Annotated in this window: 20 protein-coding genes; 17 read left to right on the top strand and 3 right to left on the bottom strand. The window is 41.2% G+C overall.

The window, feature by feature from the left end; all coding sequences use genetic code 11:
• Positions 1 to 28: 28 nt before the first annotated feature.
• Positions 29 to 823, top strand: coding sequence for a thymidylate synthase (locus tag ACIQXV_RS05710; RefSeq protein WP_402956841.1), 795 nt, complete (start codon positions 29 to 31; stop codon positions 821 to 823).
• Positions 820 to 1,308 (top strand): dihydrofolate reductase, encoded by a 489-nt coding sequence (locus ACIQXV_RS05715; protein ID WP_402956842.1) that lies wholly within the window; start codon positions 820 to 822, stop codon positions 1,306 to 1,308. The genes ACIQXV_RS05710 and ACIQXV_RS05715 overlap by 4 nt, the downstream gene beginning before the upstream one ends.
• A gap of 54 nt (positions 1,309 to 1,362) precedes the next feature.
• On the opposite strand, the gene ACIQXV_RS05720 is transcribed toward ACIQXV_RS05715, so the two are convergent.
• Entirely contained in the window at positions 1,363 to 1,602 is a 240-nt protein-coding gene (locus ACIQXV_RS05720) for a hypothetical protein (protein WP_402956844.1), read from the bottom strand.
• 308 nt (positions 1,603 to 1,910) lie between these two features.
• On the opposite strand from ACIQXV_RS05720, the gene ACIQXV_RS05725 reads away from it, so the two are divergent.
• From ACIQXV_RS05725 to hypE, 13 genes are all read left to right on the top strand, one after another.
• Positions 1,911 to 2,105, top strand: a complete 195-nt coding sequence (locus tag ACIQXV_RS05725; RefSeq protein WP_149870705.1) for a twin-arginine translocase TatA/TatE family subunit — start codon at positions 1,911 to 1,913, stop codon at positions 2,103 to 2,105.
• A gap of 157 nt (positions 2,106 to 2,262) precedes the next feature.
• Entirely contained in the window at positions 2,263 to 3,015 is a 753-nt protein-coding gene (gene tatC / locus ACIQXV_RS05730) for a twin-arginine translocase subunit TatC (RefSeq protein WP_402956846.1), read from the top strand.
• Between the two features lie 225 nt (positions 3,016 to 3,240).
• Positions 3,241 to 4,320: a hydrogenase small subunit gene (locus ACIQXV_RS05735; protein ID WP_402956848.1), complete on the top strand. Its 1,080-nt coding sequence runs from the start codon at positions 3,241 to 3,243 to the stop codon at positions 4,318 to 4,320.
• Positions 4,313 to 6,034 (top strand): nickel-dependent hydrogenase large subunit, encoded by a 1,722-nt coding sequence (locus ACIQXV_RS05740; RefSeq protein WP_402956850.1) that lies wholly within the window; start codon positions 4,313 to 4,315, stop codon positions 6,032 to 6,034. Before ACIQXV_RS05735 ends, ACIQXV_RS05740 begins: the two co-directional genes overlap by 8 nt.
• A gap of 119 nt (positions 6,035 to 6,153) precedes the next feature.
• Entirely contained in the window at positions 6,154 to 6,837 is a 684-nt protein-coding gene (cybH, locus tag ACIQXV_RS05745; protein ID WP_402957146.1) for a Ni/Fe-hydrogenase, b-type cytochrome subunit, read from the top strand.
• Entirely contained in the window at positions 6,827 to 7,315 is a 489-nt protein-coding gene (locus ACIQXV_RS05750; protein WP_402956851.1) for a HyaD/HybD family hydrogenase maturation endopeptidase, read from the top strand. The genes cybH and ACIQXV_RS05750 overlap by 11 nt, the downstream gene beginning before the upstream one ends.
• On the top strand, positions 7,312 to 7,755 hold the full coding sequence (locus tag ACIQXV_RS05755) for a hypothetical protein (RefSeq protein ID WP_402956853.1): 444 nt from the start codon (positions 7,312 to 7,314) through the stop codon (positions 7,753 to 7,755). The genes ACIQXV_RS05750 and ACIQXV_RS05755 overlap by 4 nt, the downstream gene beginning before the upstream one ends.
• On the top strand, positions 7,745 to 8,107 hold the full coding sequence (locus ACIQXV_RS05760; protein WP_402956854.1) for a hydrogenase maturation nickel metallochaperone HypA/HybF: 363 nt from the start codon (positions 7,745 to 7,747) through the stop codon (positions 8,105 to 8,107). Before ACIQXV_RS05755 ends, ACIQXV_RS05760 begins: the two co-directional genes overlap by 11 nt.
• Positions 8,104 to 8,763, top strand: coding sequence for a hydrogenase nickel incorporation protein HypB (hypB, locus tag ACIQXV_RS05765; RefSeq protein ID WP_402956856.1), 660 nt, complete (start codon positions 8,104 to 8,106; stop codon positions 8,761 to 8,763). The genes ACIQXV_RS05760 and hypB overlap by 4 nt, the downstream gene beginning before the upstream one ends.
• Positions 8,748 to 11,060 (top strand): carbamoyltransferase HypF, encoded by a 2,313-nt coding sequence (gene hypF, locus ACIQXV_RS05770; RefSeq protein WP_402956858.1) that lies wholly within the window; start codon positions 8,748 to 8,750, stop codon positions 11,058 to 11,060. Before hypB ends, hypF begins: the two co-directional genes overlap by 16 nt.
• Positions 11,030 to 11,266: a HypC/HybG/HupF family hydrogenase formation chaperone gene (locus ACIQXV_RS05775; protein WP_402956860.1), complete on the top strand. Its 237-nt coding sequence runs from the start codon at positions 11,030 to 11,032 to the stop codon at positions 11,264 to 11,266. Before hypF ends, ACIQXV_RS05775 begins: the two co-directional genes overlap by 31 nt.
• Positions 11,238 to 12,350 carry a hydrogenase formation protein HypD gene (hypD, locus tag ACIQXV_RS05780; RefSeq protein WP_402956862.1) on the top strand — a complete coding sequence of 371 codons (1,113 nt, stop codon included), beginning with the start codon at positions 11,238 to 11,240 and terminating at the stop codon, positions 12,348 to 12,350. Before ACIQXV_RS05775 ends, hypD begins: the two co-directional genes overlap by 29 nt.
• On the top strand, positions 12,350 to 13,357 hold the full coding sequence (gene hypE / locus ACIQXV_RS05785; protein WP_402956864.1) for a hydrogenase expression/formation protein HypE: 1,008 nt from the start codon (positions 12,350 to 12,352) through the stop codon (positions 13,355 to 13,357). Before hypD ends, hypE begins: the two co-directional genes overlap by 1 nt.
• Positions 13,358 to 13,440: 83 nt before the next feature.
• On the opposite strand, the gene ACIQXV_RS05790 is transcribed toward hypE, so the two are convergent.
• Positions 13,441 to 13,623 carry a hypothetical protein gene (locus ACIQXV_RS05790; RefSeq protein ID WP_402956866.1) on the bottom strand — a complete coding sequence of 61 codons (183 nt, stop codon included), beginning with the start codon at positions 13,621 to 13,623 and terminating at the stop codon, positions 13,441 to 13,443.
• Between the two features lie 218 nt (positions 13,624 to 13,841).
• On the opposite strand from ACIQXV_RS05790, the gene ACIQXV_RS05795 reads away from it, so the two are divergent.
• Both ACIQXV_RS05795 and ACIQXV_RS05800 read left to right on the top strand, forming a co-directional pair.
• A complete protein-coding gene (locus tag ACIQXV_RS05795; RefSeq protein ID WP_402956868.1) occupies positions 13,842 to 14,093 on the top strand; it encodes a DUF2535 family protein in 252 nt (83 codons plus the stop codon).
• Positions 14,094 to 14,205: 112 nt separating this feature from the next.
• Complete coding sequence (locus ACIQXV_RS05800; RefSeq protein ID WP_402956870.1) at positions 14,206 to 15,048, top strand: DegV family protein; 843 nt, start codon at positions 14,206 to 14,208, stop codon at positions 15,046 to 15,048.
• Between the two features lie 36 nt (positions 15,049 to 15,084).
• Here the strand turns inward: ACIQXV_RS05800 and ACIQXV_RS05805 are convergent, their stop codons facing one another.
• Positions 15,085 to 15,975 (bottom strand): MBL fold metallo-hydrolase, encoded by an 891-nt coding sequence (locus ACIQXV_RS05805; RefSeq protein ID WP_402956872.1) that lies wholly within the window; start codon positions 15,973 to 15,975, stop codon positions 15,085 to 15,087.
• Positions 15,976 to 16,140: the final 165 nt, after the last annotated feature.

Raw genomic sequence — 16,140 nt, forward strand, 5'->3', positions numbered from 1 at the left:
ATGAATGGCTGCAAAGGGAGTGTCCAAAGTGAAGCAATATTTAGAATTATGTGAGCATGTGCTTATAAATGGTACTAAAAAAGGTGACCGTACTGGAACAGGTACCATCAGTACCTTTGGTTATCAAATGAGATTTAATTTAGAAGAAGGTTTTCCACTGTTAACAACCAAAAAATTGCACCTAAAATCGATTATCTATGAATTGCTTTGGTTTTTGAAAGGTGATACGAATGTTCGTTACCTGCAGGAGAATGGTGTGCGGATTTGGAATGAATGGGCCGATGAGAATGGAGAACTAGGGCCTGTTTACGGTCATCAATGGCGTTCATGGACTGGTGCCGATGGAAAAACAGTGGATCAAATCAGCGAATTAATAGAACAGATAAAGACAAATCCAAGTTCACGAAGATTGCTTGTCAATGCCTGGAATGTAGCCGAGATTGATAATATGGCACTGCCGCCATGCCATTGCATGTTCCAATTTTATGTAGCGGATGGAAAGCTGAGCTGTCAGCTATACCAGCGCTCGGCGGATGTGTTTCTCGGTGTACCGTTTAATATTGCTTCCTATGCACTATTAACATGTATGATTGCACAGGTGTGTGATTTAAAACCGGGAGAATTTATTCATACTTTTGGGGATGTTCATATTTATCAAAACCATCTTGAACAAATAAAGCTGCAAATGGAAAGAGAGCCGCGTGCGTTGCCAGTCCTTAAAATCAATCCGAATGTAAAAGATATTTACTCATTCGAATATGAAGATTTCACTTTAGAAGAATATGATCCACATCCACACATTAAAGGAGTGGTCAGTGTATGATTTCCTTTATCGTTGCAATGGATGAAAACCGCGCGATAGGCAAGAACAATCAATTGCCATGGCATTTGCCGGAAGACTTAAAATTTTTTAAAAGAGTGACAATGGGTCACCCGATTGCCATGGGTAGAAAGACGCATGAATCGATTGGCCGTGTACTACCGGGCCGAGAAAATATCATCATTACCCGCCAGCACGATTACAAAAGCGACGAATGCACTATATTTAATTCAGTTGAGGAATTTGTAAGGTATTGCCAAAGAAAGGACGATGAAATTTTTGTTATTGGCGGGGCGGAAATTTTTAAAGCGACATTTCCTTATGCAGATCGGTTATACATAACCTATATTTATAAATCATTTGATGGAGACACCTTTTTTCCAGAATTCAATTTAGACAAGTGGGAATTAAACTCCTCTGAAAAAGGAATCAAGGATGAAAAAAATCCTTACGATTATGAATTTAGGATATATGATCGAAAGGCTTAGCATATTGAAAGAAGCACCAGCAGACACTGGTGCCTCTTTACGTAAAACTTACTATTATAAATATGAGCCATTTAATTCATATTCTGCCATTTTTGCTAGCATACCCCTGAATTCATGTGGATGGCAAAATTCTTCCTCATGGAAATGAGTTTTCACCCAGGCAATTAATTCAATTGGACTGTTGAAATATTCTCCACTCCGATCGCTCTTACGAATGGTGTATCTCCCGTTGTCATCATCAATTGTTACCTCAACAGGGAGGGCTCCATCAAAACTGCATAGTGAAAATTCCATCCTCATCACATCCAATCCGTTGGTTTAATAATTTTCATTAGTATATGTTCCTAATGTTCAAATTATATGCAAAAAAAAGACAGTTGTCAAAATATTTTAAAAATTTCATCAAAAAATTGGACATTGACTTTAGAAATAGTAATTGTTAAATTGTCTATAGTGATTTAAAATGCTAAAAATCACTTTGAAGGTATTTTTATTAGATTTTGTGAAATTACTATGAATTATTGAAGATAATTAACGCAAAAGGGTTTTTCAATACTATAATCATAGTAGAAATACACAACATTTGAAGGGGATGTAAATCCATGTTTTCTAATATCGGAGTACCCGGATTAATTTTAATTTTAACACTTGCGCTGATCATTTTTGGGCCTAAGAAACTGCCGGAAATCGGAAAAGCTTTTGGACAAACTTTAAAGGAATTTAAAAAGTCAACCCGTGAACTTACGGATGATGTAATGGAAGACATCAAGGAAGAAAAGAAAAACTTGACTAAATAAGGTGTAAGATTAATGTCTTGCACCTTTTTCTTCTCGGTGTTTTTAACTTAAGGATGCGTGAAATCATGTTTATCTCCCAAACGAGCATTCTTTTTGCTGTTGGGAGATACATACACGCACCCATTTTTTCAACCTTTGAAATTGGCAGGGGAAGTAAATGGAAGATAAAGAACTAAATTTAGTTGATCATTTAGAAGAATTGCGCAAACGGATTATCATTTCGGCTCTGGCATTTGTTGCTTTTTTTATCGTCGGTTTTATTTATGTTGATGATATTTATCGCTGGTTTGTAGGCGATACAAAACTGATGGTTCTTGGGCCAAGTGATATTATGTGGATCTATTTCATGCTTGCAACTGTTGTTGCTGTTGCAGGAACCATCCCTGTCTTAGCGTTGCAAATTTGGCTATTTGTAAAGCCGGCGTTAAGACCAATCGAGAGAAAAATTACCCTATCATATGTACCGGCTTTATTTTTCTTATTTATTAGTGGCCTTGCTTTCGGATACTTTGCCATTTTTCCAATGGTATTGAACTTTTTGGTAAACATTGGTCAAGATATGTTTGTTACTAACTTCACTGCCGAAAGGTATTTTAGCTTCATCATGAACATGACTCTTCCATTCGGAGTGTTATTTGAACTTCCGGTGGTCGTTATGTTTTTAACTTCACTGGGAATTATTAATCCGTTTGTTTTATCTAAAATTCGTAAATATGCCTACTTTGTTCTGATTATTATTGCCGTTGTGATTACACCGCCAGACTTTATGTCTGACTTTGTCGTAACATTACCACTCTTGCTCCTGTATGAAGTTAGTATTAATTTATCGAAATTCGTTTACCGGAAACGGTTAAAGAAGCAGCAAGAAGCAGAGCAGGATGAAGAAAAGGAAGAAGCAGTAGAAGTATAATGGTAAATGGAAAGGCCTTAAGGGATTAAACAATCTCTTAAGGCCTTTTTGTTATGTTTATAAAATATTATTTTCAACGTATTTAAAGAAAATATCGTAAAAATGCAGTTAAGGATTCTTTGTGTACTTTTTGGAAATTTCAGGACGAATGACCCGCCAATATACTACAATTTTCTTGAAATCAAGTTTTTTACTTATTTATTTGATAAGTGGAGGGGTTAGCGGATGAAGAGACAGAAAACAGTATATGAAGCCGCAATCGATCATGGTTTTAGCCGTCGTGACTTCCTGAAAATGTGTACGGCATTAGCTGCCACACTAGGGTTTGAATTTACACAGTCGGATCAAGTTGTTAAAGCCATGGAAACGAAGACAAGGGTACCAGTTGTATGGCTGCAATTCCAGGATTGCACCGGTTGCTCCGAATCATTTATTCGTTCATCACAACCAAAGACAGAAAGTGTTTTACTAGAAATGATTTCACTAGAATATTCTGAAGTCCTTTCCGCACCATTGGGCCATCAGGCAGAAGTTTCTATGAAACAAGTATTAAAGGATTATAAAGGAGAATATGTGCTTGCAGTAGAAGGAAGCATCCCTGATGATGATGCCTTTTTAACGGTGGGAGGCCAATCGGCAAAGGAAACCTTCCTGGAAATGGCTGCCGGAGCCATGGCAATTGTCGCCTATGGCTCTTGTTCATCTTGGGGTGGAATTGCTGCTGCACACCCGAATCCAACAGGTGCTAAACCGGTCACAAGCTTTGTGAAAAATACACCAACAATACTAGTTCCCGGCTGCCCGCCAATAGCAGAGGTTATGACTGGTGTGATAGCTCATATCATTACATTTGGGAAAATTCCGGAATTAGACCAATATGGCCGGCCAAAGGCTTTTTATCGACACCGAATCCATGATAAATGTAACCGCCGTGCCTATTTTGATGCAGGTTTATTCGTTGAAAATTTTGATGATGATGGTGCAAAACACGGTTATTGCTTATATAAGGTTGGCTGTAAGGGTCCGACAACATATAACTCATGTGCTGAAATGCGCTGGAACGGTGGGGTAAGCTATCCAATCCAATCCGGTAACCCATGTTTCGGCTGTGCCGAAAAAGACTTTTGGGACAACGGTCCGTTTTATACCAGAAGGGCAAAGATTCCCGGAACGCAAACAACAATTAATCCAGATGGTATCGGCTTAGCTGTTGTTGGCTTAGCCTCAGCAGGTGTTGCAGTTCATGCTGTAGGTACAGTAATCAAGAAAAAGATAGATGACAAACGAGGTGAAGAACATGAGTGAACGCATTGTAGTTGATCCAATAACAAGAATTGAAGGGCACCTGCGTGTAGAAGTGGATGTAGATGAGCAAGGTGTCATTAAAGAAGCATTTAGCTCTGGAACATCTGTCCGCGGACTAGAGTTGATTGTCAAAGACCGTGACCCGAGGGATGTTTGGGCATATGTACAGAGAATATGCGGTGTATGTACAACGGTACATGCGCTCACTTCGATTCGAGCAGTAGAAGATGCATTAAAAATAAAAATTCCGAGAAATGCTCATTTAATTCGTGACATTATGAACGAAGCCCAATTTGTCCATGACCATGTCGTCCATTTTTACCATTTGCACGCTTTGGATTGGGTCGATGTTCTCAGTGCCATCAGTGCAAATCCGGCAGAGACCTCCAAACTGGCACAGTCCATTTCAAGCTGGCCCAAATCATCTCCTGGTTATTTCACAGATGTCCAAAATAAAGTGCAGAAGTTGGTACAAAGCGGACAGCTGGGAATTTTCGCAAATGGCTATTGGGGCCATAAAGCCTACAAACTTCCACCTGAGGTAAACTTACTTGCTGTTGCCCATTACTTGGAAGCATTAGATTGGCAGAAGGAAATTGTCAAAATCCATACTATTTTTGGTGGGAAAAACCCTCATCCGCATTATGTTGTCGGCGGAATGGCCACACCGCTTGATATTAACAGCGACAATGGGGTGCACGCAGAAAGATTAATGCATGTATCACAGCTCATCGATCAGGCGAGGGAGTTTGTTACTCAGGTATATATTCCTGATTTACTCGCAATTGGTTCATTCTATAAAGATTGGACATATGGCGGCGGTTTAAATAATTACTTATGCTATGGAGATTTTTCAACCGGTGATATTTATGATACAAAGCTTTATCGGATGCCGCGCGGAATTGTCTTAAATGGCAACCTAAAAGAGGTGTTAGATGTTGACCTTAAGGACCCTAAACATGTTCAAGAGTTTATTGAGCATTCCTGGTACACCTATGATGGAAAAGAGGGCGGCAAAGGGAAGCATCCATTTGATGGAGAAACCACACTTAAATACACGGGTCCAAAAGCACCGTTTAAAACATTGGATACTGACAAACAGTATAGCTGGTTAAAAGCTCCACGCTGGAAGGAGCACCCGATGGAAACAGGTCCTCTCGCTAGGATGATTGTCGGCTATGCAGCAGGAAAAGAAGAGATTGTTACGATCGTGGACGATACCTTGAAAAAGCTTGACCTGCCAATTACTGCATTGCAATCAGCTCTAGGCCGTACCGTTGCCCGCGGTCTTGAAACCGTTTTAATTTCAGGCTGGCTACGTAATGACATGGATGAACTTTTGAAAAATGTGAAGAGCGGCAACCAAACGACATTTGACCGCTCAAAATGGGAACCAAGCACATGGCCTGAACGTGCTAAAGGTGTTGGCTGGATGGAAGCACCACGCGGGGCGCTCGGGCATTGGATTGATATTAAGGATGGGAAAACACATAACTATCAAGCTGTTGTACCATCAACTTGGAACGCATCACCGCGCGATCATAATAATAAAATCGGTGCATATGAGGCAGCTCTTAAAGGGACCCCAATGTTAAATAAAGAACAACCGCTGGAAATCATGCGGATTATTCATTCTTTTGACCCATGTCTTGCCTGTGCCGTTCACTTAACCGATTTGGAAACAAATAAAACGACTGAAATTCGTTTAGGTTAGGAGTTGAAAAAATGGGTGCGCCTAAATTACCGACTCAAACGCCAGGCCTGTTCCCTGAAAACCCGGTGATCAACAGCGAGAACTCGTATCATAAGGATGAGCCAATCATTTATTCAACTATGGAAAATGATGTAAAAGCATATGTGTGGGAATTGCCGGTCAGAATTTACCATTGGGTAAATGCCGTGGCAATTGTCATCTTAATGGTGACGGGTATCTATATTGGAAAACCTTTCGCCGGAGCAGGAATACCCGAGGAAGCCTATTATTCCAACCTGATGGGCTGGGTAAGATACATTCACTTCTTTACTGCATTCGTCTTTACTGCAAGTTTTATCTATCGAATGTATTGGTGCTTTGTTGGAAATAAGTTTGCTAAATTTAATCCATTTCGCTGGGTATTTTGGAAGGATACATTCCATACGGTTAAGTTCTACCTGTTTTTAAAAAATAAAAAGCCACACTTCGTGGGACATAATCCGCTGGCACTGTTAAGTTATTGGATCTTTAATTATCTTGGTTCAGTAATTGTAATCCTTACCGGTTTCTTTATGTATTTTGAGCCACAGAAAGAAACTATTTGGGCAAAATTGTTTGCATGGGTTCCTTATCTTTTCGGGGATAGCTTTATGATGCGTTCATGGCATCACTTGACTGCTTGGGCCTTCATGATCTTTATTGTACTCCATGTTTACTTAGCATTCCGTGATGATTATCTTGAACGCTGCGGTTCCATTTCATCTATGTTTACGGGTTATAAAACAGAACCGAAAAAGGCAGTTGGTGAAAAAAATGATAAATAAGGATAACGTACAAAAGATTACTATTTTAGGTATTGGCAACACCCTCTTCTCTGATGAGGGTGTTGGCATTCACCTTTTGCCCTTACTTGAGGAAACATTAAAAGACTATGAAAATATCGAAATTGTGGAAGGATTAACAGACGGGATGAAATTGCTCGGACCAGTTGAAGATGCAGAAAATCTCATTATCATTGATGCGATTAATGCAGGAAAGGCAGGCGGAACTATCATTACCTTGAAGGGGGATGAGATCCCAGCCTATTTTGGTATTAAAATGTCCATCCACCAGCTTGGTTTCCAAGAGGTATTATTAGCCGCGAAAATGCGAGAACGATATCCAAAGCAAATTGTGATGTTCGGGATGCAGCCAACATCGCTGGAGTTAGGCATCGGACTGACAGAGATGAATCAAAGTAAGCTCGAAGAACTTGCTAAAACGGTAGTGGATCAAGTTAATCAGTGGAGAATTGTTTCATGAGACGGGGCGATTTTTTAAGAGAAATGGCAGGGGGCCTTTTCCAAACGGTTAAATCTGCATATGAGCCTTTTTTAAGCGAGGATTTGGAAAAGGTAGAAGCCGCCGCAGATCGAGCTCTGGGAATTACATGGCATCCTTTTTTAAAAGAACATGAGCATTACAGCAATCTTGAAATGAAGTTTATTGGCGGAAAACCCGTAATAGTTACACACAACGGAACGAACATACAGGCATTTGATGGAGTGTGTCCTGGGTGTTCGAATATTATTATCGTAACAACGCTATATTCAAGTGGGAAATGTTTGAATTGTCAAAAAGAATACAATTTTAAGACACAATCAGGAGATTTACAGCTCAACTCAAACCCAATAAAACGAAAAGAAGACTCGTATTTTATTGGGTTTCAGAAGTATATGAAACAGGGTGATCATGATGCATGAAATGTCATTGATGGGGGATATTCTTCAGCTTGTACAGGAAGATGCGGCCGTTAATGGAATCCAAAAAATAGAAAAGGTTGAATTAATTGTTGGGGAAATCGCAAACGCCATGCCTGATGCTTTAAAAATGGCCTTTGATATTTTTAGCAATCAAAATTTGCATCTTTTTTCAGAAAATGCGGAACTGGTGATTCATCTTGAGGAAGCAAAAGCAAAGTGTATCCTTTGTGGCGAAGAGTACAGACCAGATCAAAAAATTGCATTATGTCCTATCTGTCACGTTCCTTCAGGCCAGCTGCTGACTGGAGAAACATTTCAGGTTTTATCATACGAAGGGAGTTATGGAAGATGAAAGTGACATTAAGAACAGATGTGTTAACAAATAACAACAAGGCTGCAGACTTCAATCGAGAACTGTTCCACAACACCAAAACCTTGGTGATTAATCTTATGAGTTCTCCGGGAGCAGGTAAGACGACCTTATTAGAAGAAACGGTCAGAGAACTATCAGGAAAATATCGAATTACCGTCATCGAAGGGGATTTAGCGACGGAAAGGGACGCAGTCCGGATTCGAGCCATGGGTGCTAAAGCAGTCCAAATAAATACCCATGGGGGCTGCCACCTTGATGCCCGTATGATTGCAGCTGCATTAGGAGAATTCGATTTGGATGCTATCGACATTCTTTTCATCGAAAATGTCGGTAATCTCGTTTGTCCATCAGGATACGACCTTGGTCAGCAGCATAAAGTTGCCGTATTAAGTGTCCCTGAAGGTAATGATAAAATCCCGAAATACCCGCAAATGTTTATGCGTACGGAACTTGTTTTATTAAATAAAATTGATTTATTGCCATATCTCGATTTTAGTGTCGAGGAAGCAAGAAAGGATCTCTCTGAAATCAATCCCGAGTCCAATTTATTCCCACTCTCTGCCCGTACACAGGAAGGACTGCATGAATGGTTTTCTTGGATTGAAGGAGCATTTCTGAAATGTGTACAGCAGTAAAGGTTGCCGTTCGCGGCAGGGTCCAGGGGGTCGGTTTCCGGCCATTCGTCTTTCAGCTTGCCGACAAATACAAGCTAAACGGCACCGTTCAGAATAACATGGACGGTGTCAAAATCCACCTTGAAGGGAATTTAGAGTCGGTTCAAGCCTTTTTATCGGACTTGAACAACAGGGCTCCAAGACTTTCAAAAACTCATGAGATATTGATCGAGGAAACGGTACCTCAAAATGTAACTGAGTTTACGATCATTCCGAGTGAACGAAGCGGAACATCGATGCTCGTCATTCCGATTGATTCGGCTGTTTGTGACGATTGTCTAAATGAAATGAATGACCCGAATAATTTTCGCTATCAATACCCGTTTATCAATTGCACCCAGTGCGGTCCACGCTACACGATAATCGAGGAGCTGCCGTATGATCGGCCCTATACATCGATGAAAAGTTTTCCGATGTGTGATGATTGCAGGAGGGAATATGAAGACCCGACCAACCGACGCCATCATGCCCAGCCAATTGCCTGTCCGATATGCGGCCCAAAGGTGCAGTTGCTTGATAAAAATGGGACCGAAACAGATTCAGAGAATCCGATTAAGACAACGATAAAATTATTAAAGGATGGCAGGATTTTAGCGATAAAAGGAATTGGGGGCTATCATTTTTGCTGCGATGCTCGTAATGAACAGGCAGTGGCAGAATTGCGAAAAAGGAAAAACCGGCCACTAAGGCCGCTGGCGGTGATGGCGGCATCCATTTCCGCAGTAGAAGGTATTGCTAAAGCGGATAAGGATGAACGTGACCTTTTAAAAAGTCCGGAATCACCAATTGTGATCGTAAAGAAGCATGAACAAAATTCACTCGCTGAGAGTGTGGCGCCGGAAATGAGTACGATTGGGGTGATGCTGCCATACACACCGCTCCATCACTTACTTTTTACAGATACCGATCTATCTTGTCTGGTGATGACCAGCGCCAACCCATCAGGCATGCCGATTCTTTATAAGGACGAGGAAGCTTTTCATTATTTAGCGGGTATTGCTGATTTTTATCTCATTCATAACCGGGAGATTCTCCATCCTGTTGATGATTCCGTTGTTCAAATAAATGATGGAATGCTCGATTTCCTGCGCAGGTCAAGGGGATACGTCCCTGACCCATTTTCGACAAGTCACGATGTGACAGGAATCGTCGCTTTCGGCGGTCAACAAAAGACAACATTTACGATTGGTCGAAATGAGCAGATTTTTGTCGGTCCACACATCGGAGATTTGGAAAATATTGAGACAATTGACTATTACAAACAAGAATTAGAACACTTGTTAAAATGGATTGATATACCAAAAAACATAGCTGTCATCGATGCCCATCCTGGCTATAATGTTCAAAAGATGGTAAAAGAGTACGCGTTTGCAGAAATAATTGAAGTCCAGCACCATCATGCCCATATGGCGGCCTGTATCGAAGAACACCAAATCCCCGGGAAGGCATTTGGAATTATCTTGGACGGTACGGGGTATGGTCTTGACGGTAACATATGGGGTTTTGAAATCTTCTATGGTGATGCCGGAGAATTTGAACGCATGGCCCATTTACACTATACTCCCCTTCCAGGAAGTGAAAAGTGTATTCGTGAACCATGGAGGAATGCTGCTGCCATGCTCATCTCGCTATATGATGATGAGGGTTTGGCCATTGCCAAGGCAATTTTTGCAGACAAAGTTTCAGAGATTGATTTATTAAAAATTATGATTGAAAAGAATGTGAATACCATTTATGCCGGAACATGCGGCAGGCTGTTCGACGCTGTTAGTGCCATGTGCGGTATTACTCAAGTGTCAAGCTATGACGGCGAAGCGGCGATCCGGTTAGCGGAACTGGCGGACGATCGCTGCATCTTTGAGCCATATTCCTATGAATTAATAGACAAAGAGATTTTAACGATTAATTTTTCTACAATGTTGAAGGAAATTGCTTTCGATGTTTTGGCGGGCAAAGATGTTCATTTAGTAAGTGGAAGATTCCATGAAACAGTAGTCCAAGCGATTGTCTGTGCCATGGTGGATTTGAATAATAAAAATCCAGATGCAGAAAAAAAGGTAGTTTTATCTGGGGGAAGTATCCATAACCGTTATGTTAGAAAAAGACTTGCAGCTGAATTGAGGGAAAAGTCTTTTGATGTACTTGTTCCAGAGCAGGTACCATGTAATGACGGAGGATTATCTTTTGGGCAATTAGTGGTTGCCGCAGCAAAAAGGAGTGCAAACCAATGTGTGTTGGAGTACCAGCAAAAGTTGTGAAAAAGATGGAATATAGTGCGGTCGTCGATGTCTTGGGTTCTCAGACGACAGTTGGAACCATTTTTGTTCCTGAAGTCAAGCTTGGTCAATATGTGATCGTACATGCCGGTCAGGCGATGAGTATTGTCGATGAAACCTATGCATGGCAGAGTGTGGAAGAATGGAGGAAGCTCGTCGATGCTCGAAATGCAGAAACAGTCAAATAACCCGGAAATTTGTAAACCGCTTGTCGAAGCCGTTATTGAAAAAGCAAATGAATTCCAGCAAAAGTTTGGAAGGAAGCCTGCATTTATGGAGGTATGCGGCTCCCATACCATGTCACTTGCCCGCACAGGGGTTAAGCAATGCTTGAAGAATGACGTGAATCTCATTTCCGGCCCGGGTTGTCCCGTCTGTGTAACAGACCAGCGATCGATCGATGCTATGATTGCCTTAGCTGAAAGTGAGAACCGGATTATTTGTACCTTTGGCGACATGATGAGGGTGCCGGGTTCAAGCAAAACGCTGCTGGATTCCAAGATTGCCGGAAAAGATATCCGCGTTTTATATGCACCTGTTGATGCAGTGAAGATTGCGGAAGAAAATCCTGACAAAGAAGTGATTTTTCTTGGCGTCGGTTTTGAAACAACGATTCCGATTCTGACCTTAATGGTTGGGGAAGCGGAAACACGTGGGATCAAGAATTTTTCCATTTGGATGACAACTAAACTTGTCGAACCGGTACTCCGCTTTTTATTAGATGCCGGTGAAGTCCAAATGGACGGCTTTTTGCTTCCTGGTCACGTCTCTATTGTTTTGGGAGAAGATTCCTATCAGTATTTAGTCGATGAATACTGCATTTCCGGCGTAATTACAGGCTTTGAGACAGCAGAATTACTCTCCGGGATTTATAAATTAATCGATATGGCATTGACAGGCAGGGTAGCGATTGAAAATAACCATCCTGCCGTTGTCACTAAGACAGGGAATCAAGTCATCCATCAGTGGATTAAACATTATTTAACAGAATGTGATGAGGCATGGCGCGGCATGGGAGTCATTTCCAAAAGCGGTCTAGATCTTAAACCTGAATTTGAACAATATAATGCGAAAAAAAGGTTTACGGTGGAAGTCGGAGAGACTAAAAAAACAAAATGCCGCTGCGGCGAAGTGATACGCGGCCTGATCTCACCGAATGACTGCCCGCTGTTTGGAAAAGCCTGTCATCCAATGAACCCAATTGGACCATGTATGGTCTCGGCAGAAGGCAGCTGTGCCGCCTATTATCAATACATGAGGGAGAGCTTTTAATGGAGAAATATATCAGTCTAGCACATGGTGATGGCGGGGAATTAAGCCATCAATTAATCAAGGACGTTTTCATTGAAGCTTTTGGTGATGGAAATGCGGCACTGTTTGATGCGGCAGCGATTACAATGACAACGCACAGGATTGCTGTGACAACTGATTCGTTTGTCATCAAACCGATTTTCTTCCCAGGCGGTTCGATTGGTAAATTGGCAATCGCAGGGACTGTCAATGATTTGGCCGTAAGTGGGGCGAACCCGGCATTTTTAACATGCGGCTTTGTCATTGAAGAAGGATTTCCAATTTCCGATTTAAAGCGAATCGTAACAGACATGGCAGACGAAGCGAAGAAAACAGGCGTAACCATTGTGGCCGGTGACACGAAGGTTGTCGAACGAGGTAGTGCTGATGGCGTATACATCAATACGACCGGAATTGGTATCTATGAAGATACGCGCGGTTGCAGCCTTGAATTTGAAGAAGGTGATGCCATCATCGTCTCTGGTACGATTGGAGATCACGGGATTGCTGTTCTTGCGGCGAGAGGTGAACTGGGAATAACAGTGCCAATAAATAGCGACTGTGCCTCATTGAATAAAATGCTGTCAGAGGTTCTCAGGTCTACTGATGGTGTTCGGATTATGCGCGACCCAACGAGAGGGGGCATTGCTACCACCCTCGTGGAAATTGCTGAAGATTTTCATTTGACGATGAAAATTAATGAGCTCGATTTGCCGATTAGAGAAGAGGTTCATGGGGTTTGCGATATATTAGGATTTGATCCGCTTTTTCTCGCCAATGAAGGAAAAGCAATTATTGTCGTTGCTGATCGAGAAAAAGAAAAAGAAAAAGTAATCGATATTTTACGAGAGTTCCCTGAAGGGAGAGATGCGGCTGTCATTGGTTCCATCATCGGAAAAGGAAAAGGCCAATTATTATTAGAAACCCCACTAGGCTCCAAACGCTTATTAACCAGATTATCAGGAACGATGTTTCCAAGAATATGCTAGAACAAAAGACCCTCATTCCGCTTGTGGATGAGGGTCTTTTAAATCTCCCTCTTGCATAACTTGTATAGTAGAAAAGCTTTTTACTACAAAAACAGGAGTTGTGAAATATGTACAAAAAGCTCTGCCCAAACTGCCAAAAGCCATCCTTCAGCAGCTGTGATACCGGAAAGTGGATCTGCCCCAATTGCAATCAAAACCTCACCTACGCTAAACTCCACGATGCTGAAAGCCGCAACCCAGATCATCCTCACTTGTTTCTTGTCCAAAAACGTTATTCCCTACACAACCCTAAATCGCTACCACTGGTCAGACCTTACATTTTCAAATCATATGATTGACATAACAGGCCATTACATGAAATTCATGACTTATTTTTGTTGCAAATATTTCACAAATATTTTTCTAAACCAAGCATAATTAGACACCTTTCGAGTTCTAATAGGTGTATAATATAGTCAAACGGGTGAAAAAGAGGATTGATATTTTGTTATTCAAAAGCCTAGAGTTCAAAAATGATGTTGGACAGAAGGTTAAAGTCATGGATATTCCTGTATTGGAGGAAGATAGTACTTATAAATTTATGATCCAAGTCCGTTTACAGACGTTTCTTGCGTCCATTGATCAAGAAAGAAAGCCAAAGAGATGCTACTCATTTAAAGAATATTTGAAAAAGGTCATGAAATGGCCGGATTATGAGCAGCTTTTTAAAGTGGGAGAATTAAAAAATAACGCTTAATTTCATTCGAGCATCGGGCGACCGTTGCTCTTTTATTTTTTCAATATAATATATTTCATTCAAATCATGAAACCTGTATAATACATAGCAGTAATGGTAGGGATGTGACGTTATGAGCAAAATAAAAATTGTAACCGATTCAACTTTGGATATATCAAATGAAATGGCTGCCAAGCTTGGTATTATTATTGTACCTTTGACTATAACGATAAATGGAGAAACTTTTTTAGATCGGGTAGAAATGAATCCGGTTGAATTTATTGAAAATATGAGTGGTTCTAAAGAATTACCGAAAAGCTCACAGCCTTCCACAGGAGCCTTTCTTGAAGTCTATGACCGGCTTGGGGCAGAAGGTTATGAAGTATTATCCATTCATATGACCGGAAAAATGAGTGGTACAGTGCGCTCGGCCGAAAGCGCTGCCCAAATGACGGAGACAAAAGTTACTGTTGTTGATTCCAAATTTATTTCGAAAGCCCTTTCCTTTCAAGTAAGGGAAGCTGCCGAAATGGCAAAACAGGGGAAGAGTAGCGAGGAAATTCTTGAGCGTCTTGAGGCAATTCGTGAGCATACTAAATTATACATTATGGTTGACACGTTAGAAAATCTTGTAAAGGGCGGAAGAATCGGGAAAGGAAAGGCGTTTATCGGTTCCCTTTTAAATATCAAACCGATTGCCTCACTTGAAGGTGCTGAATATACACCCGTGACAAAGGTCCGCAGCCATTCACAGGTTGTTAAGTTTATGGCTAAGCAGTTTGCAGAAGATGTAAAGGGGAAGACCATCCGTGGTGTTGGAATTGCCCATGCGGAGGCACATGAGCTGGCTGTGAAAATTAAAGACAGTATTTTTGAATTAACCGGATTTCAAGATGTGGAAATAGATTATACCGGACCCATTGTCAGTACACATACCGGGCCTGGTGCACTTGCATTGATGTATTATGTTGAATAGTGAAGAAGATAAAAAGGATGGGGCCTTGACCCCATCCTATTTTGCCTTGACAAGTTCCCCTGTGGATTCTGGTAATGAAATTCCAAGACGGTGTAAATGCTTTCGAATACCGCTTCGCTCCCAAGTTGTTAAGATCGGGTTTTCCAAACTTTTTCTCGGATAAAAAATCCCGATATTAGTGATTTCCTCAAAAGTCAGCCCTTGGCGGACACACTGTTCAATCGTTTCATCTCTGCGATCGATGATATCGAGAAATTTTTTCATCGCTTCACCGAATTGCTGCTTGGAGAAGATGCCTTTTTGGTGTCCCGTAATATAGATGTCCGCATCAAGTGTTAGCAGCCGTTTGCCTGAGGCAATAAAATCTTCAATATCACCATCAGTGCCGTTATACCATGGACCAAATGAAGTCATGTCGTAATCGCCAACAAAGACAACGCCTTCGTCCGGAAAATATGGGCATGAAAGTCCGCTCGTGTGTCCCGGGGTGTGTAAAAATATTACCTTTACATCACCAAATGAATAGTCTGTTTCATACTCATATGTTCCTGAAATTTCCCCCAGATTTTGGACCCATTCTTGCGGTAGTGATTGCTTCCACTGTTTAAAACCGAGAGGTTCCAATTCCTGATAGACCCCATTTGCCCGGGCAACCCCTTCTAGAGTTCTTGCCGTTTCAAATTCAATCGGATTAATCCATTTTTTTGCATCCTTAAATAGGTAGTTATGACGGGTATGGTCAGGATGATAATGGGTATTGATGATTAAGTTAATCCCATATTCCTGATTCATTTCTAACAGGATATTGGCGTCCGCCCCGCTATCAATTAACACTTTTTCGGGACAATCGATGAACAGACTGCGCGAATAGGGTACCTTACTGTGCTTTGGACCTTCTAAAATCATAATGGGGCCAATTTGCTCCATTGTCATCACCTCTGCCTTTCAGCTCATAATCGAACTTCAGAATATTCATAAATTTAACTCTTGAGTGAATACACATTCATAATACCATATTAGTTTGGTACGAGGAAAAGCTTTATTTGATTAAAAAACAGGATGGGCACCATCCATTTTTATGGGTAATAACTG

It is taken from the genome of Neobacillus sp. NPDC097160 (genome assembly GCF_044762155.1).
Taxonomy (GTDB): Bacteria; Bacillota; Bacilli; order Bacillales; family Cytobacillaceae; genus Neobacillus.